The organism is Streptomyces sp. NRRL F-525 (genome assembly GCF_000716605.1).
GTDB lineage: Bacteria > Actinomycetota > Actinomycetes > Streptomycetales > Streptomycetaceae > Streptomyces.
In genome coordinates this window covers 251,476-269,847 of sequence record NZ_JNXE01000007.1, presented here as the reverse complement: position 1 = coordinate 269,847, position 18,372 = coordinate 251,476, and the positions used below count along the sequence as shown (strand labels likewise).

At 70.4% G+C, this 18,372-nt stretch carries 15 protein-coding genes; 9 read left to right on the top strand and 6 right to left on the bottom strand.

From position 1 onward, the window contains the following. Positions 1–20: 20 nt before the first annotated feature. The gene (locus OO69_RS13550; RefSeq protein WP_033280802.1) at positions 21–1,823 is read right to left on the bottom strand and encodes a M4 family metallopeptidase; all 1,803 of its coding nucleotides are present in this window, start codon (positions 1,821–1,823) and stop codon (positions 21–23) included. 307 nt (positions 1,824–2,130) lie between these two features. Between OO69_RS13550 and OO69_RS13545 the strand changes: the two genes are divergently transcribed. From OO69_RS13545 to OO69_RS13515, 7 genes are all read left to right on the top strand, one after another. Further along, positions 2,131–3,390: a serine hydrolase domain-containing protein gene (locus OO69_RS13545; RefSeq protein WP_033280801.1), complete on the top strand. Its 1,260-nt coding sequence runs from the start codon at positions 2,131–2,133 to the stop codon at positions 3,388–3,390. A 163-nt stretch (positions 3,391–3,553) separates the two neighbouring features. Next, complete coding sequence (locus tag OO69_RS13540; RefSeq protein WP_033280800.1) at positions 3,554–4,915, top strand: CAP domain-containing protein; 1,362 nt, start codon at positions 3,554–3,556, stop codon at positions 4,913–4,915. Between the two features lie 66 nt (positions 4,916–4,981). Continuing rightward, positions 4,982–5,659, top strand: a complete 678-nt coding sequence (locus OO69_RS13535) for an AIM24 family protein (RefSeq protein ID WP_033280799.1) — start codon at positions 4,982–4,984, stop codon at positions 5,657–5,659. A gap of 89 nt (positions 5,660–5,748) precedes the next feature. Further along, the gene (locus OO69_RS13530) at positions 5,749–6,708 is read left to right on the top strand and encodes a threonine/serine dehydratase (protein WP_033280798.1); all 960 of its coding nucleotides are present in this window, start codon (positions 5,749–5,751) and stop codon (positions 6,706–6,708) included. 340 nt (positions 6,709–7,048) lie between these two features. Beyond that, the gene (locus OO69_RS13525) at positions 7,049–8,686 is read left to right on the top strand and encodes a protein kinase domain-containing protein (RefSeq protein WP_033280797.1); all 1,638 of its coding nucleotides are present in this window, start codon (positions 7,049–7,051) and stop codon (positions 8,684–8,686) included. Positions 8,687–8,810: 124 nt separating this feature from the next. Further along, positions 8,811–9,833 (top strand): hypothetical protein, encoded by a 1,023-nt coding sequence (locus tag OO69_RS13520; RefSeq protein ID WP_033280796.1) that lies wholly within the window; start codon positions 8,811–8,813, stop codon positions 9,831–9,833. A 105-nt stretch (positions 9,834–9,938) separates the two neighbouring features. Further along, positions 9,939–10,586 (top strand): DUF2238 domain-containing protein, encoded by a 648-nt coding sequence (locus OO69_RS13515; protein ID WP_033280795.1) that lies wholly within the window; start codon positions 9,939–9,941, stop codon positions 10,584–10,586. Here OO69_RS13515 and OO69_RS13510 read toward each other — a convergent pair. Then, positions 10,519–11,007, bottom strand: a complete 489-nt coding sequence (locus OO69_RS13510; RefSeq protein ID WP_199810935.1) for a DUF6328 family protein — start codon at positions 11,005–11,007, stop codon at positions 10,519–10,521. The two genes, OO69_RS13515 and OO69_RS13510, sit on opposite strands and share 68 nt — an antisense overlap. A 59-nt stretch (positions 11,008–11,066) precedes the next feature. After that, positions 11,067–12,050, bottom strand: coding sequence for an aldo/keto reductase (locus OO69_RS13505; RefSeq protein WP_033280794.1), 984 nt, complete (start codon positions 12,048–12,050; stop codon positions 11,067–11,069). A gap of 136 nt (positions 12,051–12,186) precedes the next feature. Between OO69_RS13505 and OO69_RS13500 the strand changes: the two genes are divergently transcribed. Continuing rightward, positions 12,187–13,920: a cholesterol oxidase substrate-binding domain-containing protein gene (locus OO69_RS13500; RefSeq protein ID WP_051800988.1), complete on the top strand. Its 1,734-nt coding sequence runs from the start codon at positions 12,187–12,189 to the stop codon at positions 13,918–13,920. Between the two features lie 42 nt (positions 13,921–13,962). Then, positions 13,963–14,886, top strand: a complete 924-nt coding sequence (locus OO69_RS13495; protein WP_033280792.1) for a phytoene/squalene synthase family protein — start codon at positions 13,963–13,965, stop codon at positions 14,884–14,886. Here the strand turns inward: OO69_RS13495 and OO69_RS13490 are convergent. The 3 genes from OO69_RS13490 to OO69_RS13480 form a co-directional block, all read right to left on the bottom strand. Then, positions 14,883–15,470, bottom strand: a complete 588-nt coding sequence (locus tag OO69_RS13490; protein WP_033280791.1) for a TetR/AcrR family transcriptional regulator — start codon at positions 15,468–15,470, stop codon at positions 14,883–14,885. The two genes, OO69_RS13495 and OO69_RS13490, sit on opposite strands and share 4 nt — an antisense overlap. Continuing rightward, positions 15,467–16,960 carry an MFS transporter gene (locus OO69_RS13485; RefSeq protein WP_033280790.1) on the bottom strand — a complete coding sequence of 498 codons (1,494 nt, stop codon included), beginning with the start codon at positions 16,958–16,960 and terminating at the stop codon, positions 15,467–15,469. Before OO69_RS13485 ends, OO69_RS13490 begins: the two co-directional genes overlap by 4 nt. Before the next feature lie 120 nt (positions 16,961–17,080). Further along, complete coding sequence (locus OO69_RS13480; RefSeq protein WP_199810934.1) at positions 17,081–18,292, bottom strand: FAD-dependent monooxygenase; 1,212 nt, start codon at positions 18,290–18,292, stop codon at positions 17,081–17,083. Between the last annotated feature and the right edge of the window lie 80 nt (positions 18,293–18,372).

Here is an 18,372-nt window from a genome sequence, read left to right as displayed (position 1 = left end):
GCAGGGCACCCAGCGGCTCATCAGTGCCTGGCGGCAGGGGTGTTGGCGACCGTGACGTTCACGGCGGCCCAGGCCTGGTCGACGGTCTTGTACGCCGCGCTGTTCGCGCCGTAGAGGTCCGCCGCCGCCTTCAGTGTCGCGATGCGCGCGTCGTGGAAGTCGGTGGTGGACACCATGTAGCGGGTGAGCGCGCGGTAGAAGATCGCCGTGGCCTTGGTGCGTCCGATGCCGGTGACCGTGGACCCGTCGTAGGTGGGCGAGTCGTAGGCGAAGCCGCCGATCGTCTTGCTGCCGCTGCCCTCCGCGAGGAGGTAGTAGGCGTGCGAGGAGACTCCGGAGCCGGCGTGCACCTCGGCGTCGTACACCTGCGGCGACCAGTAGTCGATCGTGCCCTCCAGCTTGTCGAGGGAGGGGTGGTCCAGGCGGCGCAGGAACTTCTGGGCGAGGCCGAGCTTCTCGCCGATCAGGTAGTTCGGCGGGTTCTTGGCGTTGTTGGCGCTGAACTCGACGTTGGAGCCGAAGATGTCCGCGAGCGACTCGTTCAGGGAGCCCGCCTCACCGTACTGGTTGCCGTCCGCGTCGACGCGCGTGGGCTCCAGCTTGGCGGTGGCGTCCACGACACCGTGGGTGAGTTCGTGGCCGGTGACGTCGAGGACGACGAGCGGCTTCTTGAACATGTCACCGTCGCCGTCGCCGTAGAGCATGCAGCCGCACGTCGAGTCCCAGAAGGCGTTGGCCACCTTGTTGCCGAAGTGGACCATGCCCCGGGCGGCCTTGCCGTTGTTCGCTATGCCCTTGCGGCCGAAGGTCTTCTTGTAGAAGTCCAGGGTCTTGGTGATGCCGTACTGGGCGTCGACGGCGGCGGTGTCGCGGTGCGAGACGGCGCCGTTGCCCCACTTGTCGGTGGTGCTGGTGAACTTCTTGCCCTGCGCGAAGCTCTCCAGTTCCTTCCCCTTGGCGTCGCGGGTCTCGGTGCCCCAGCGCGTCGGGTCCTTGAGGAGGTAACTGGTGCGCGCCGTGCGGGTGGTGGTCAGCGGCACCTTGCCGACGAAGAGGGAGGTGCCGGTGCCCGATGCGGTGACCGGGTAGTGGACCGCGCGGCTCGCGGCGGCGGCCGTGAGGGACTTCGGCGCTACGGCGGTACCGGTGGCGGGGTCCAGGGTCTCGCCGCGCTCGCGCAAGGTGTCGAGGAGCTTGGGCGAGAGGAACTCGTCGCTGTCGGGGGTGTTGCTGCGGACCTTGCCGGTGACGGCGTCGACGACGACCGTGCGGGTGCCGGTGGCCTCGGCGGTGCTGCTGTCGCTGACGGGTATCTGGTAGGCGAGGGCGGCTCCCCCGTCCCGGGCGTCCACCACGAGCTGGGCGGTGCCCGCGTCACCCTTGGCGACGGCGGCGGCCTTCGCCTCGGCCTGACCGGCCGTCAGCTTGGCCTGCGTGGTCACGGGCTTGATGCTCTGCCCGGCCGCCCGGGTGACGCCGGTGTAGGCCAGCTTGTGGGACAGATGGACGACGAGGTCGCCGCCGAGGACCGGCATGCCCTGGTGGGTGCGTATGAAGCGCACATGCCGTGCGCCCTCGGGATCGATCATCACGTCCTGGGCCCGGAGTTCATCGCCCCGTGTGACACCGGTCGCCGACGCGTGCGCGAACGCGGCGGCCCGCGCGGCCGTGACGACGGACGCGGCGCTGGTGCCGGTCTCGGTAGAGGCCGTCGCATGATCCGCCCCCGTGGCCGGTCCCGCGAAGGCCGTGCCGGCCAGCCCCGTGGCGGCCGTCGTCACCGCGACGGCGACCGCCAGGCTGCGTATGTGGGGTCCACGCATGAAAGAGGGCTCCTCCGTACGAAGACGGTCGGGATCACCAACCGCCTTGAGACAGGGCGCGGTTGAACGCACCCACGGGGCTGGTCGGGCCCCAGACCGAAACCCTCACGCATCCACCATGTACATGTAAAGCCGAAATGAACGGTTTTCGATCCTTTCATGGCAATACTTGGCAAATCCGCATCGCTCAGTGATCAGCGAATGACCAACTGTGCGTCAGCTGTGGAGATGTGACGGGGCGCGACAAGGTTGCCTCGCCCGACTGTGATCGATCTCGCATACCGAGAAAGAAACGGGAGAGAACCGGATGGTCTCAAGAACGGTGCGCAGGGCCACGGCGTCGGCGGCGGCACTGCTGACGCTCACGGCGGTACCGGCACATGCCGCGACCCACGAGTCGGACACCACGAGAACCAGCAGCGCAGCCGCACTTCCCGCCCCCGACATGGCGGGCCTCCGTGCCGTACTGCGCACGCTGACCGCACAGGGCGCGCCCGGGGCGATCGCCCGCATCGACGACCACGGCACCGTCCACACGGCCGCCGCGGGCATCGACGACCGCACGACCCGCCGGGCCATCGGCAACGCCGACCGCTTCCGCATCGGCAGCATCACCAAGTCGTTCTCGGCCGTCGTCCTGCTCCAACTGGCCGACGCCCACAAGCTGAACCTGGACGCCTCGGTCGACCGCTACCTGCCCGGACTGCTGCCCGACAAGCGCATCACCGTCCGCCACGTCCTGAGCCACCGCAGCGGCCTGTACGACTACACGAACTCCATGTTCGCCAACTCGGTCTCCGGCTTCGAGGCCGTGCGCGACAAGGTCTTCACCTACCGCCAGCTGGTGCAGCTGTCCCTGAAGCACGCGCGTACCAACGCGCCGGGCGCCGCCTACTCGTACTCCAACACCAACTTCGTCGTCGCCGGGATGCTCATCGAGAAGCTGACGGGCCACTCCGTGGGCACCGAGTACCGCGACCGCATCATCAAGCCGCTCAAGCTGCGCGACACCTTCTACGTCCACCCGGCCACGAAGATCCCGGGCCGCTACGCCCACGGCTACCTCACCCCGGACCGCGCGGGCGCAGAGTTCGTCGACGCCACCGACCAGACCGTCTCCTGGGCACAGAGCGCCGGCGCGGTCATCTCCACCACCCACGACCTGAACACCTTCTTCTCCGCCCTGCTCGGCGGCAGGCTCACGTCCGCCGCCCAGCTCGCGCAGATGGAACGGTGGACCCCGGTCAACAGCACCACCCGGTACGGCCTCGGACTGCGGCGCCGCGATCTGTCCTGCGGTGTCTCGGTGTACGGCCACACCGGCGCGGTCCAGGGTTTCTACACCTACTCCTTCACCTCGAAGGACGGCCGCCGCAGCCTCACCGCACTGGCCAACACCTCCAACAACGGCACGGTCCTGAACACGATGGCGCGGACGCTGGAGTCGGCGTTCTGCGGCAAGCGGACAAAGGCGATCCAGAGCACGCCGCTCACGGGCCGCGGCTCCTACGTCACCGAACGGAACGTGGCCTACGAGGACATCGCTCCGGGGGTCGCACGGGACTGAGGACGCGGTGAAGGTGGGGGCGGGCCGCATCGCCCTCCGGCCCCCACCTCCTCACGTGGGAACCCTCGCGCCCTGGCGGAACGTTGAGTGGAGGACGAAGTCCCCCACCGGAAAGTCCCCATGGGGAAGTCCCCCACCGGGCACGAACAGCGAGGGCGGTGCCATGAACGAGCTGGTGCCGGGCGGCAATCTGCCCCTTCCGGGCGGCGCCCTCACCCTGCGGGTGCCCGGCCCCTTCGACGTCTCGGCACTGATCACCGACGCGAGCGGCAAGGTCGGCGGCGACGCGGACTTCGTGTTCTACAACCAGCCGATGGCACCCGGAGCGCGGTTGCGGGACGACACCCTGACCATCGACCCGGCCCGTCTGCGCGCCGGCGCCGCGCGGGTCACCGTCGTCATCAGTCCCGCCGACCCCGGCACCCCCTTGGGCCGCCTGCCCGCACCCACCCTCCACGTGACCAACACCGGCGGCCAGCCCGTCACCCGCTTCACCCCACCCCGCCCCCAGCGGGAAACCGTCCTGCTCCTTGCCGAGTTGTACCGGCGCGGCACCGGCTGGAAACTGCGCGCGCTGGGGCAGGGGTACGCCGACGGACTCGCGGGGATCGCGCGGGACTTCGGCGTGGACCTCGTCGAGGACGCGACGCCGGCTCCGGCTCCTGCCGCTGTGCGATCGGCGTCCGCACCCGCACCCCGGTCGACACACTCAACCCGCCCCCGTATCAGCTCGACCTCCCCGACAACCGACCCCACCGGTTTCCTCGCCCTCGCCAACTCGGCCCGCGCCAATGCCGGTTCACCGCCCGTCGCCCTCGACCCCCGCCTCACCTCCGCGGCACAAGCCCACGCCTCCGGCATGGCCGCCGCCGGACACCTCAGCACCGAGAGCCGTGACGGCACCTCGGTGTACCAGCGGGTCACCCAGGCCGGTTACGCCTACCTCACCATCGGCGAGCACCTGGTCTCCGGGCCGCGCACCCCCGCCGAGTTCGTCGACTACTGCCTGCGCACCGAGAAGGCCCACCAGACGCTGCTGGAGCGGGACTTCACGCACGCGGGCATCGCCCAGGCCGTCAACTCCCGCTCCGGTGACGTCTACTGGACGGCGCTGTGGGCAACACCGCTCACCCCAGGCAACCTGGCCCGCACGGCGGCGGAAGTCGTCGAGTTGACCAACGCGGAGCGCGCCAGGGCCGGGCTGCCTGTACTCGCCGTAGACCCGCTCCTGGCCGCCGCCGCGCAGGCGCACAGCACCGACATGGTGGCCCGCGCCTTCTACTCGCACACCTCCCCCGACGGCTCGCAGCCCTGGGACCGGGCCGCCGCCGCGGGTTCGCGCCGACGCACGATCGGCGAGAACATCGCCTGTGGTCAGCGGTCGGCCGCCGAGGTCGTGGAGGGGTGGATGAACAGCCCCGGCCATCGCGCCAACATCCTCAAGCCGGACTTCACCCACATAGGCATCGGCTTCGCGGGTGGCGGACAGAACGGGACGTACTGGACGCAGCTCTTCGGCGCCTGACCTCGCGGGACGATCAACCTGCCCTCGATCTTGGCGGAATGAGATCTTCCGGGTCAGGATGCCCGCATGAAGGGTGATCTGTTTTCCAGTGAGCACATGGTGCAGCCGGCCACCGCGCCGGGCATGACCGTCGAGAATGCCAAGTGCATCAGGTACGCGGTCAACGGCGAGATGCTCGCCCGCCAGGGGGCGATGATCGCCTACCGCGGCAATCTCCAGTTCGAGCGCAAGGGCCAGGGCGTGGGCGGCATGCTCAAGCGCGCGGTCACCGGTGAGGGTCTGCCGTTGATGGCGGTGCGCGGCCAGGGCGAGGCGTGGTTCGCGCACGAGGCGCAGAACTGTTTCGTGGTCGAGATCGACCCCGGTGACGAGTTCACCGTCAACGGCCGCAACGTGCTGTGTTTCGACGCCTCGTTGTCGTACGCGATCAAGACGGTGAAGGGCTCCGGCATCGCGGGCGGCGGTCTCTTCAACAGCGTCTTCACCGGGCAGGGCAAGCTGGGCCTGGTCTGCGAGGGCAACCCGCTGGTCATACCCATCTCACCGCAGTACCCGGTGTACGTCGACACGGACGCGGTGGTCGGCTGGTCGGCCCACCTCCAGACCTCGCTGCACCGTTCGCAGTCCATCGGGTCGATGCTGCGCGGCGGTTCCGGCGAGGCCGTCCAGCTCATGCTCCAGGGCGAGGGGTTCGTCGTCGTACGGCCCAGCGAGGAGACCCCGCAGAAGGCACAGCAGCACTGAGTACTGAAACGTGTTGACCTGCGCGTCCTTTCCGCGTCAGGGTCGGACCGGCACGGGTCACCTGTCCCCGTGCCGGAAGGATGACTGCCTTGATCGGCATCTCGGAGATCGAAGCCGCCGCCGAGCGGATCGCCGGACACGTCGTACGCACCCCGACCGTGGAGAGCTTCGGGCTCTCCGAGCTGCTCGGTGTCCCGGTCACGACGAAGCTGGAGCTGTTGCAGCGCACGGGTTCCTTCAAGGCGCGCGGGGCGACGGCCAAGCTGCTGTCGCTCGGGGAGGCCGAGTTGGCCGCCGGAGTGGTGGCGGTCAGCGGCGGCAACCACGGGATCGCGCTCGCGGTCATGGCGGCGGCGCTCGATGTGAAGGCGACGGTGGTGATGCCGCGTTCGGCGCCGGCGCGGTCCGTCGCGCTGGTGGAGGCGGCGGGCGCGTCGCTGCGGCTGACCGACGACATGCCGAGCGCCTTCGCGCTGGTGAACCGGTTGCGGGACGAGGGGCTGACCCTGGTCCACCCGTTCGACGACCCGGTGGTGATCGCCGGACAGGGCACGGTCGGGCTGGAGTTCGCGCAGGACGCCGGTGACCTCACCGACGTCCTGGTCAGCATCGGCGGCGGTGGCCTGATCGCCGGCGTCGCCGCCGCCCTGCACGCCCGGCGGCCCGGGATCCGGGTCTGGGGTGTGGAGACCGAGGGCGCGGAGGCCATGTCCGAGGCGCTCGCGGTGGGCGGCCCGGTGCCGGTCACGCCCTCGTCGATCGTGACGACGCTCAGCGCGCCGGCCGTGTCGCAGCTGACGTACGACCACGTCTCGGCCCTCGTCACCGAGGTGCTGACCGTTCCCGACCGGGACGCCGTGCAGGGCTGTCTCGACCTCGCCGAGCACGCGAAGGTGTGGACCGAGCCCGCCGCGGGCTGTCTGCTGCCCGCCGCCCGGCAGGTGCTGGAGCGGGTCGGCGACGGCGCCCGGCTCGGCCTCGTGGTCTGCGGGGGCAACGCGACGGTCGGGGAGATCGCGGCCTGGTCGGAGGGCTTCGGGTTGCGCTGACTTCCCGTCAACTCCCGTCGCCGACAGGATCGTTGACAGATCTCTTGACTACGTTGTCGACAAACACCCGTGTATTCGTGGTCTTCACGCCTGCGTTTACCACCGGTTACCACCAGGTAGGGCACCGATATTCCACCGTGGAAGCCCCCGGGGCGAATTCCCCCGCCCCGGGACACGAGCGCCGACCTGGGACCTCCCCCGCGACTCGATTTTCTCGCACACCTGATCGCCGCCGTTGAATAAAAGGCAAGAAACGCAGGGGAATTGGGCTTCCATTGAACGCAGCCCATCACACCCGCCGTACTTCTGGGAAAGGTGAGAGCCCGGGGTTCAGCGAGGGATGGCCATGGTCGAGACGAACGTCTCCGTACACGAGTTGGTCGCCGGCAGATACCGGCCCATGGAGGTCGCGCACCGCGAGACCAGCCGTGTCTCCTGGTACGGCGAGGACATGATCGCCGAACAGCCCTGCCTCCTCACGGAGGTGACCCTCCCCTTCGCCCCGGACGCGGAGAGCGCCGGACGGATCACCGCGGGCATCCGACGCACCACCGACGTCATGGTGCTGCTCTGTCCCACCCGGGTCGCGCCGGTCGTCGACGCCGTCGAGGAGGCCGGCACGCTGTGGACCGTCACCGACTGGATCGACGGCACACCGCTGGGCCAAGTCCTCGCCCAGCAGGGCACGTTCCACTACGTACGGGCCGCCCGCATCGGACTCGAACTGCTCGACATCCTGGAGGCGGCGCACAGCGAGGGCATCACCCACGGCGAACTCAGCCCGGGCCAGGTGTTCGTGCGGGACCGGGGCGGGGTCGTCCTCACCGGCTTCGGACTCGCGGGCGCCACCCTCGCCCCGCGGATCACGGCACCGTCGTACGCCTCCCCCGAACAGGCACGGGACGAACGCATCGGTCCCGCCGCCGACTTGTGGGCGCTGGGCGCGATCCTCTACACGCTGGTCGAGGGACACCCGCCGTTCCGCGACCGGGGCCGCCCCGAGGCGACCATGAAAGGCGTGGACCGGCTCCCGATGCGCGGCCCGTCGCGCGCCGGACCGCTGGCGCAGGTCGTGCAGGGACTGCTGCGCAAGAACTCCCGGGAGCGGCTGACCCGCCCGGTGGTCCGCGACATCCTGACGCGCATCCTCAACGACGACCCGTACGCCGACCGCGATCCGGTCCCGCTCCCCCGGCTGCGGCGGGCCTACGACGCCGTACGCGGGGCGGGCACCACCTGGAGCGGCCGGGGCATGGCCGCCGGGACCGCCCTCGCCGTCGGCACCGTCACGGTCGCCGTCCTCGCCGCCACCCACCAACTCCCCGGCACTCAGACCTCGGCGACGACCGAGCCCTCCCCCCTGCCCTCCGCGTCCGCCTCGGTCAGCACCCCCGGCGAGAACGTCGACGGCCACGCCTACTCCCCGTCCCCCACCCCGTCGGCGACGTCCCCCGCCTCGCCGACCGCTTCCGCGTCCGCCTCGCCCTCCGCCACCGCGTCCCCCTCCCCCACCGCCTCGGCACTGCCCGCCGGATTCCGCGTGTTCAAAGCGCCGCAGGGCTTCTCCGTCGCGCTGCCCAAGGGCTGGAAGGTGGTGGAGACCCAACAGGTGTCCGGCGCCTACCGCGTCACCTTCGGCGCGACGGGCGATCCGCGCACGCTGGCCGTGACATACAGCACACAGGCGGGCCCGGACCCGGTGGCCATCTGGCGGGACGACGTCCTTCCCGGGCTCAAGCAGACCGAGGGGTTCCAGCAGATCGGCGACATCCAGGCCACCACGTACCAGGGCGACAAGGCGGCCGACCTGGAGTGGTTCTCCGGAACCGGCGACGACCGGGTGCGCACGCTCGGGCGCGGTTTCCTGATCGGCGGCGGGCGCAGTTTCTCGCTACGGTGGACGACGCCCACCGACGAATGGAACGACGCCGCCAACCGCCAGGCCCTGCAGACCTTCTTCAAGACCTTCCGGCGCTAATCGAACTGACGGCGCCGACGGCGACGCGAGGGTCGGGCACTCAAACCAGCGGCAATGGGTGGATATAGGCTGCGTGTTCGCACCGTGCCTCATCACAAGCCCAGGAGAGTCCGCCTTGACCGTAGTGATCGACCAGGCCGAGACGTCTTTCACCGCCCTCGACGACGCCGGCCTCGTCGCCCGGGACGCGCACGAGTTCGGAGCCTACGCCCGCACCGGCGGCTGGGCGTTCGGCCTCAAGGTGGCGCGCAGCGTGCGGCCCGGCGGGCAGAGCGCGGACGAGACGCAGAAGGTGTCCGCGAAGGAGTTCGCCGAACTCGCCGACTGCTCCCCCGAGCGTGTCATGCGTTACTACAAGGCCTGGGACCGGGCCGCGGACGACGGTCTCGTCCCGCACTTCGAGGAGCTGGCCCCCGGCCAGGAGGTCGAACTCCCGGACGCCGACGTGTGGTTGAACTACTACGTCTCCCGTTCCAGCGCCACCTCGGAGCGCGGCACCGCCATCACCGAGGCCGCCGAGGCCGAGGGCATCCGCCCCACCAAGGCGCTGGAGGTCGCGGAGAACCCGACCGCGCTGCGCGCCGCGATCCTCGCCGACCCGTCCACCGCGCGGGCGGCCCGGCAGGCCCTGCTGGACCGCGTCCGCGAGGACCCCGAGCTCCAGTCCGAGCTGGCCCGTGACGTCGTCCGCACCGACGACCTGAAGAAGGCCGTGGCGACCGAGAGCCGCTCCGCGGACCGGATCGGCTACGTCCGCCAGATCGCCGAGTCGGGCCAGATCAAGACCCCGGCGGGGCAGACCGTCGACGCGCCCGTCGACCTGCGCCAGGAGGCCGAGCGGCACCTCTCGCTCCTCGACGAGCTGGAGGACGGCGAGGACACCGGCGAGTGGGCCACCGAGGCCTACGACACGATGAAGAACCTGGTCGTCGAGGCGGTCGAGGCCGACCCCGAACTGCGCGTCCAGGAGAAGCGCACGAAGTTCTACAGCAGCCTGCAGAAGGCCACGAAGGCGTTCGAGGAGCTGACCTTCGACGACGCCCAGGACTTCTACGAGGACGACATGGTCCAGCGTCTGGAGGAGCTCCAGCAGGCCATCGACAGCTGCCTCAACGCGCTGCGCAAGACCACCACTCCGGCTGAGTAGCCGTACTCATGTAGCGCGTCGGGCCGTCGGACACGATGGGGCTCCCCACGACAAGGGAGCCCCATCGTGTCCGTTCCTGCTTCCCGGCGCCGACTGCCGGCCGCCATGGCCGCGCTCGTGGTCGTCGGCATGGCCGTCTCGGCCTGGCATCCGCACGACCGCACGACCTGGTTCCTGGAGACCGTGTGGGTCTTCGTCGGGCTGCCGGTGATCGTCCTGACCTGGCGCCGCTTCCCGATGACCGGCCTGCTGTGCTGTCTGCTCGCCGCGCACGCGCTGGTCCTCGCCGTGGGCGGCCACTACACCTACGCGGAGGTACCGGCGGGCGACTGGGTCCGTGACACTTTCGGACTCAGCCGCAATCCCTACGACCGTCTCGGCCACCTCATGCAGGGATTCGTACCGGCGGTCCTGGTAAGGGAGTTGCTCACCCGCACCTCACCGCTGCGGGGCAGCCGCTGGCTGGCGCCGCTCACGGTGTGCGCGTGCCTTGCCTTCAGCGCACTGTTCGAGCTGTTCGAGTGGGCGGCGGCCGTGATCGGCGGGCACAGCGCGGACGCCTTCCTGGCCACTCAAGGGGATGTGTGGGACACGCAGTGGGACATGTTCTGCGCGCTGATCGGCGCCACGGTCTCGGTGCTGGTGCTCAGCCGGGTCCACGATCGGCAGCTGGCGCGGCTCGGTGTCATCGGGTCGTATAGCGGTGCCGTGCCCACAGCGGCAGTACGAACCAGCACAGCAGGTACCAGGTGACCACCCCCGCGACCAGCCAGGGCACATACGCGTCGTGGGTGGCGACCCGGAGGACCAGCAGCAGCGCGGCGGTCATCGTGGCGAGGAGCAGCACGAGGCCGACGAAGGTCAGCCGGGACGCCCACCGCACCGCCTGCGGTTTCACGCTCCGGCCGGAGACCAGGCGATGCAGGGACACCGGGCCGATCAGCGCGCCGGTCGCGGTGGCACCGAGGACGACGGTCACGAGGTAGAGAACCTGGTTCGCGTGCTCCAACTGCGCGTACTTCGGGGTGAAGACGACGGTCAGCAGGAACCCGAACAGGATCTGTACGCCGGTCTGCGCGACCCTGACCTCCTGGATCAGCTCGCCCCACATCCGGTCGGCCCGCTCGTCCTCGGACTCGTCCCGCCCCGTCCGCCGCTCTTCCTCGTGGATCATGCGGTCCGTGTATCCGGACCGCCGACCCTTCAAACGGAGGACCCTTCAGAGGCAGGGGCCTACCAGCGACTCTCCACCTGGTCCTTGATCCGGCGGTCGTACAGGTCCCGGATCGCGGTGAGCGTGTCCGGGGAGACGGCGGGCAACTTGGCGGCCGCCGCGTTCGCGCGGGCCTGTTCGGGTGAGCGGGCGCCGGGGATGACCGTGGTGACACCGGGCTGGTCGATGATCCAGCGCAGGGCCAGCTGGGCCGGGGTGTACCCCTCCGGGGCGAGCGCGGAGAACTCGGCGGCGGCCTCGACACCGGTGGTGTAGTCGACGCCGGAGAAGGTCTCGCCCTGGTCGAAGGCCTCGCCGTGCCGGTTGTAGGTGCGGTGGTCGTTCTCCGGGAACACCGTGTCCTTGGTGTACTTGCCGGACAGCAGACCCGACGCGAGCGGCACGCGCGCGATGATGCCGACGCCCGCCTCCTGGGCGGCCGGGAGCACCTGGAGCAGGGGCTTCATCCGGAACGCGTTCAGGATGATCTGCACGCTGGTCACGTTCGGCCGGGCGATCGCGGTGAGGGCCTCCTCGCAGGTCTCCACGCTGACGCCGTACCGGGCGATGCGCTCCTCGGCGACCAGGGTGTCGAGGGCGTCGAACACCTCGTCCGAGGAGTACACCGGCGTGGGCGGGCAGTGCAGCTGCACCAGGTCGATGCGGTCGACGCCGAGGTTTCGGCGCGAACGGTCGTTCCACGCGCGGAAGTTGTCCAGGACGTAGTTCTCCGGGATCTGGTCGACGCGGCGGCCCATCTTCGTCGCGACCAGGACACGCAGATCGGGCCGCCCGCTCAGGAAGGCGGCGATGGTCTGCTCGCTGCGCCCGTCGCCGTACACGTCGGCCGTGTCGAAGAAGGTCACCCCCGACTCCGCCGCCGCCTCCAGCACGGCGAGGGCTTCCTTGTCGTCGACGTCTCCCCAGTCGGCGCCCAGCTGCCAGGTGCCGAGACCGACGACGGACAGCTGCTGATGCGACCTGCCGATTACACGTTCGTCCATGCCGTCAGTCTGTCATCCGCCACTGACATGCGCGGATCGGGCTCCTCCGGGCCGCGACCTGTGAATCTTTCACTCACACGAGTGAACCCATTCGACAGGATGCCTACTCGTGTCAACGGCCACCTAGCGTGTGCGCGTGACCGATCATGTAACGAACAACCTCCCGTCGGGGAACGGCAGTTCCGCTCCCTGGACCCGTCGCGGCTTCCTCCGCTCCGCGGCGGCCCTGGCCGTCGTACCCGTACTCCTGACGGCCGATCCGGCTCTCGCGGCGGCCGAGCTGCCCGACTTCCCGGCCGAGGTCGACCTCTACCGCTCGGCGTACCGGAACTGGGTCGGCGAGATCACCGCCGACGGGCTGTGGGCCTGCGCGCCGACCGACGCCGACCAGGTGGTGTCGGTCGTCAACTGGGCCTGGCAGCACGGCTGGCGGGTCCGCCCCCGCGGCTCCTCGCACGGCTGGTCACCGCTGACGATCGAGTCCGGTACGACGTCCGACGCGCCGGTGCTGCTGGTCGACACCGCCCCGCACCTCACCGGCCTGACCCTGGACTCCGCCTCGGCCGTGCGGGCCGGCACGGGCGTCACCCTGGAGGCGCTGCTCACGTTCCTGGAGGGCCACGGCCTCGGCGTCACCGCTTCACCGGCGCCTGGCGACCTGACACTCGGCGGCGCCCTGGCCATCGACGCGCACGGCACCGCCGTACCCGCGCACGGCGAGGAACGCACGGCCGGGCACACCTTCGGGTCGCTCAGCAATCTGGTGCTGTCGCTGACGGCGGTGGTGTGGGACACGGACACCGGTGCGTATGTGCTGCGGACCTACACGCGCGACGAGGCGGACTGTGCGGCGCTGCTCGCACATCTGGGGCGGGCGCTGGTCACCGAGGTCGTGCTGCGGGTCGGGGCGAACGCGAACCTGCGCTGCCTCAGCCGTACGGACATCCCGGCGAGCGAGTTGTTCGGGGCGCCGGGGTCCGGCGGGCGCACCCTCGCGAGCTTCCTGGACGCGTCGGGGCGGGCCGAGGCGATCTGGTTCGCGTTCACGGAGTTCCCCTGGCTGAAGGTGTGGAGCGTCGAACCCACGAAGCCGTTGACCTCGCGGCGCGTCTCGTCGCCGTACAACTATCCGTTCTCCGACAACGTGCCGACCCTGGTCGCGGATCTCGTCGGGCGGATCCTGTCCGACGCCGCGTGGTATCTGGCGCCGGTGCTCGGCAACGCCCAACTCGCCGCTGCGGCACTGGGGTTGACGGCAACGCTGTCGGCGGACATCTGGGGGCCGTCGAAGAACACGCTGCTCTACATCAAGCCGACGACCTTGCGGGAGACCGCCAACGGCTATGCGGTGCTCACCACCCGGGCCCAAGTGCAGCGCGTCGTCCACGAGTTCACCGACTTCTACCAGGAGCGGCTCACCGCGTACGCCGCGCTCGGCCGGTTCCCCGTCAACGGCACCGTCGAGATCCGGGTGACCGGCCTCGATCACCCAGCCGACACCGAACTCACCGGCGCCCGCGCCCCGTTGCTGTCCGCGCTGCGCCCGAGCACCGAGCACCCCGAGTGGGACACGGCGGTCTGGCTGGACGTTCTGACGCTGCCCGGCACGCCGTACGCGGAGGAGTTCCTGCGGGAGTTGGAGCAGTTCCTGCTGCGCTCGTACGACGGTACGGACGCGCTGGCCCGGGTCGAGTGGTCGAAGGGCTGGGCCTACACCGAGCAGGCCGCGTGGAGCGACGAGGAGGTTCTGGGCACGGCGATCCCGGGCTCGTTCGGGGAGACGGTGTGGGGGCAGGCGGCCGGGACCTTCGACCGGCTTGACCCGCACGGGGTGTTCGGGAACGCCTTCCTGGACCGGTTGTTCGGGTAGGACTGACTAGGCTGTCTCCGGGTCCTTGAGCTGGGGAGAGTCGTGAGCAGTTGGTCCACCGCGCTGATGAGGGCGGGCATCACCGATCCGCGACTGCGGCGCGCCTACGACGCCCAGCGCGGGATCGTCCGCAGGTACGCGCTGCACGAGTACGTCGCGGTACGGCTGCTGCTGCCGGCGCACCTGCACCCGGCCGTCGTCGCCGCGGTGGCCTACATGCACGCGACCGACGAACTCATCGACACCGGTGACGTGGACGCGCGTACGGCGGCCCTCGCCTCCTGGGACGCCGAGACCACGGCGGCCCTGGAGAGCAGCGAACCACCGGGCCAGGAAGCCCTGTTGGCACTGTGGGACACCGCGCGCCGTCACCCGCACATGGCGGCCCGGGTACGCGCCTTCCTCGACGGCGCTCCCGTCGAGGCGCGATGGACCGGCTTCGAGACGGAGGCCGACTTCCAGGCGTACGTGGACAGTTACTCGCTGCCCGCCCTGATGCTGACCGCGTCCCTGCTCGCACCGGCCGACTCCGACGCGTACGGGTCGTACGTCAAGGGGTGCCGGGATCTGATCGAGGGCTGGCAGCGCGGCGACTTCCTCGCCGATCTCTCCGAGGACGCCGAGAACGACCGCATCGGCATCCCGCGGGACGAACTCGCCCGGCACGGGCTGAAGTCCGAGGACCTGCGCGGCAAGTCACCGGCATGCGTACCGGCGTTGGACCACGTGGTCCGCGCGCAGGCCGACCTCGCGGAGTCCACGCTCGCGAGTTGTCGCACGCTGCCCACTCTCGTCGCGGCGGAACACCGGCCGTTCCTGGACGCGTTGATCGCCGTCCAGGAACTGCGGCTCGGCGCGGTGCGCCGCGAAGGGGGCAGGGTGCTGCTGCACGACACGGGGCCGGGGACGTTGGCCACGCTGCGGGTCCTGGCCCGGCAGTACCGTAAGGCGCGCCGCTACGCCTAGGGCGTCAACTGGGCCTGCACGGTGGGTCCGTAGCGGTCCACGATGGTGTCGATCGCGGTCACGCGCAGCCGCGTGCCGCGCGCGATGCCGTACATGACGCCGAGGCCGAGGATCGTCGCGACGGCGAGTTCGGCGCGCAGGGCGGTGTCGGGACCGGACAGGCGCTCGGCGAGGCGATCGACCACCTGGGCGCGGAAGTTGACGCGCAGGATGTCTCCGTGGTCGCCCTGGAGCGGTGCGAACGCGATCCGCAGCAGCGGGTCGGCGCCCCGCTCGCGCTGGCTGACCAGGACGTGCCGGACCATGTGGCGGCCGAGGTCGTCGAGCGGGGCGTCGAGGAGGTCCTCCGCGTCGGTCTCGAAGGACATGACGCGGGCGAAGAGGGCGTCCTTGTTGCCGAAGTACTTGAGGATCAACGGCGCGCTGACACCGGCGCGTTCGGCGACCGCCTTGAGGGTGATGTCGGCGTGCGCGTTGCGCGCGAGGAGGTAGCGGGCGGCCCTGAGGATGGCGGCCTTGGTCGCCTCGGCGTCCCGGCGGGCGGGCGGGGACGCGGTGGGTGGAGGGGTGCTCACGGCACTCATGCTCCCTCCAGCGCCTCGTCCCGCGTACCCTCGGCACGCTCGCGTGCGGGCCGCGTGTCGTCGGGAGCGGGGTCGCCCGGGATGGTCAGGGCGGCCGCGCTCGCGACCAGGGCGATCACGCCCGCGATGCCGAACGCCATCAGGTATCCGTGCAGCGTGGGCAGCGGGAGTCCGCCGACCAGGCTGGTGTGGTGCACCAGCACGGCGGCGACCACGGCGCTGGAGACGGCCTGGCCGATGGTGCGCATCAGGACGTTGACGCCGTTCGCGGACGCGGTCTGGCCGGCCGGAACGGCGCGCAGGATGAGCGTGGGCAGCGCCGAGTAGGCGAAGGTCGTACCGGTGGCCACGACCGTCGCGCCCAGGATGATCGTCCACAGGTCACGGCTGTCGGCGATGCGCACCACATACCCGAGCGCGATGATCGCGGCGCCGAGCGCGAGCGTGATGCGCGGACCGCGGGCCGCCGAGATCCGGGCGGAGACGGGTGAGAGCAGCAGCATGGTGATGCCGCCGGGCAGCAGACACAGGCCGGTCTGGACGATGGACAGCCCGAGCCCGTACCCGGTGGCCTTGGGCGCCTGCACCAACTGAGCGGTGACGAGCGAGTTGGCGTAGAACGCGAAGCCGGTCAGCAGGGCCGCCACATGCGACAGGCCCACCCTGGGCTTGGACACCAGCCGCAGGTCCACCAGCGGCTGTTCCACGCGGAGTTGGTGCCACCACCACAGGCCGAAAACGACGACCGTGGCGAGGAACAGCCCCAGGATCCGCGGACTGCCCCACCCCCACTGACCGCCCTGCGACACCCCGAGCAGCAGACACACCAGTCCCGCGGCGAGCCCCAGCGTGCCGAGCACGTCGAAGCGGCCCGGCTCACGGACGGGCGACTCGCGCACCGCCCACCAGATCCCCCACACACCGATCGCGCCGAGCGCGCTGGTCGCCCAGAACATCACGTGCCAGTTGGCGTACTGCACGATCAGCGCCGCGAGCGGCAGTCCGAGCGCGGCGCCGATGCCGACGGTGGAACTCATCAACGCGACCGCGCTGCCCCGGCGTTCCGGGGGCAGTTCGTCCCGCAGGATGCTGATCGACAGGGGGACGACGGCGGCCGCGGCGCCTTGGAGGGCGCGGGCGAAGATCAGGACGCGGATGTCGGAGGACAGCGCGCACATGACCGAGCCGACGGTCATCAGGCTCAGGGCGCCGGTCAGCACCCGCCGCTTGCCGTACATGTCGCCGGCCCGGCCGAGCACGGGGGTGAGGACGGCGCCGGAGAGCAGGGTCGCGGTGACCATCCAGGAGACGGCGCCCGCGGAGGAGTGCGTCAGCCGGGGCAGGGACGGCAGCAGCGGGACGACCACGGTCTGCATGACCGCCATGAGGATCCCGCCGAACGCCAGCACCGGAACGGTGAGCCGGTCCCGCAAGGGGGTCCGCCCGGCGAGGCCGCCGGACGGGTCGGGTATCGGGACGGGCTGGCCCATGGGCACTCCAGCTGGCATGAAAAAAAGAAGGTGAATGACTATTCACCCTAACTGGTGAATAGTCATTCACCCAACCTTCCCAGGCCGCTCACGGAAGCCGGACCGCTCCCGGCGGGTGCCCTACTTGCGGGACGCGAGCGCCCGCGCGTGCACGGTCCGCGCGACCTTGGGCCCGAGCCAGCGCTTGAACCGGCGCAGCGCCTCCAGCCGTCCGGCCGCCTTGTCGATGCCGTAGTAGACCTGCGGCGGGACGTACGGCAGCAGGGGCGAGTGGCGCTGGCCGAGCAGGGCGAACATGCGGTGCGGGGGCAGGTGGATGTAGCGCTGGAGGTTCTCGTACCACTGCGCGCTGTAGCGGGCCGCGCTCTGGATGGACAACAGGGCGGATCTACGGCGCTGTTCGTAGGCGGCGAGGGCCTGCGGCAGCTCGGTGTGCTCGCGCAGGGCGTCCGCGAGCGCGATGGCGTCCTCCAGGGCGAGGGTGGTGCCGGCGCCGATGGAGTAGTGGGTGGTGTGGGCGGCGTCGCCGAGCAGGACGAGGTTGTCGCGGTGCCAGGTGCGGTTGGTCAGCGTGCGGAAGTTCAGCCACTGGGCGCTGCCGTCGGCCGAGGCGCGGCCGATCAGGGAGTGGCCGTCGAGGAGGTCGGCGAAGAGCTTCTCCAGCAGGGCGAGTCCGTCGGCCTCGGCCGCGGTGTCGAGGCCCAGGCCGGTCCAGGTCTCGGGTGCGCACTCGATGACGCAGGTGCTGCCCTCGGGGCCGAACGCGTAGCCGTAGCACCAGATCCAGCCGTGGTCGGTCTCCACGAACGCGAAAGTGAAGGAGCCGAAGACCTTGCTGGTGCCGAGCCAGATGTACTGGTTGCGGCCGGGCTTGAGTTCGGCGCCGAAGTGGTCGGCGTGACGGGTGCGCAGCGCGCTGTTGACACCGTCGGCGGCCACGATCAGATCCGCGTCGGGCAGATCCTCGGCCGTGACCTCGCACTCGAACTCGAGCCGTACGCCCAGCGATCGGGCCCGTTCGGCGAGGATCTTGAGGAGGCGGTGGCGGCCGATGCCGTGGCCCTCGTCCCCGGGTTGAGTGGTCGTCAGGTCCCGGATGCGGGCGACGCCGTCGCTCCAGCGCACCGAGTGCTCGTCGACGGCCCGCGCGGACTCCGGGTCGTACTCCCGGAGTTGGTCGAGCAGGCCGCGCCAGTAGGTGACACCCCAGCCGTAGGTCGAGCCCTCGGGGTTGCGCTCGTAGACGGTGATGTCGTGGGACGGGTCCTGACGCTTCAGCAGGATGGAGAGATACAGACCGGCGGGCCCGCCTCCGACACAGGCGACCTTCACGCGCACACCCCTGGGGATTACTCAAAGTGGTCAAGTGGAACCGCAGAGTAGCAGGCCGACGGCACAAGAAAGTCCCATCG

Coding starts and splice junctions, on each gene's coding strand:
- OO69_RS13550 (WP_033280802.1), bottom strand. CDS start 1,823: ATGCGTGGACCCCACATACGCAGCCTGGCGGTCGCCGTCGCGGTGACG.
- OO69_RS13485 (WP_033280790.1), bottom strand. CDS start 16,960: ATGGGCCAGCCCGTCCCGATACCCGACCCGTCCGGCGGCCTCGCCGGG.
- OO69_RS13505 (WP_033280794.1), bottom strand. CDS start 12,050: ATGGACGAACGTGTAATCGGCAGGTCGCATCAGCAGCTGTCCGTCGTC.
- OO69_RS13535 (WP_033280799.1), top strand. CDS start 4,982: ATGAAGGGTGATCTGTTTTCCAGTGAGCACATGGTGCAGCCGGCCACC.
- OO69_RS13525 (WP_033280797.1), top strand. CDS start 7,049: ATGGCCATGGTCGAGACGAACGTCTCCGTACACGAGTTGGTCGCCGGC.
- OO69_RS13515 (WP_033280795.1), top strand. CDS start 9,939: ATGGCCGCGCTCGTGGTCGTCGGCATGGCCGTCTCGGCCTGGCATCCG.
- OO69_RS13490 (WP_033280791.1), bottom strand. CDS start 15,470: ATGAGTGCCGTGAGCACCCCTCCACCCACCGCGTCCCCGCCCGCCCGC.
- OO69_RS13545 (WP_033280801.1), top strand. CDS start 2,131: ATGGTCTCAAGAACGGTGCGCAGGGCCACGGCGTCGGCGGCGGCACTG.
- OO69_RS13540 (WP_033280800.1), top strand. CDS start 3,554: ATGAACGAGCTGGTGCCGGGCGGCAATCTGCCCCTTCCGGGCGGCGCC.
- OO69_RS13510 (WP_199810935.1), bottom strand. CDS start 11,007: ATGATCCACGAGGAAGAGCGGCGGACGGGGCGGGACGAGTCCGAGGAC.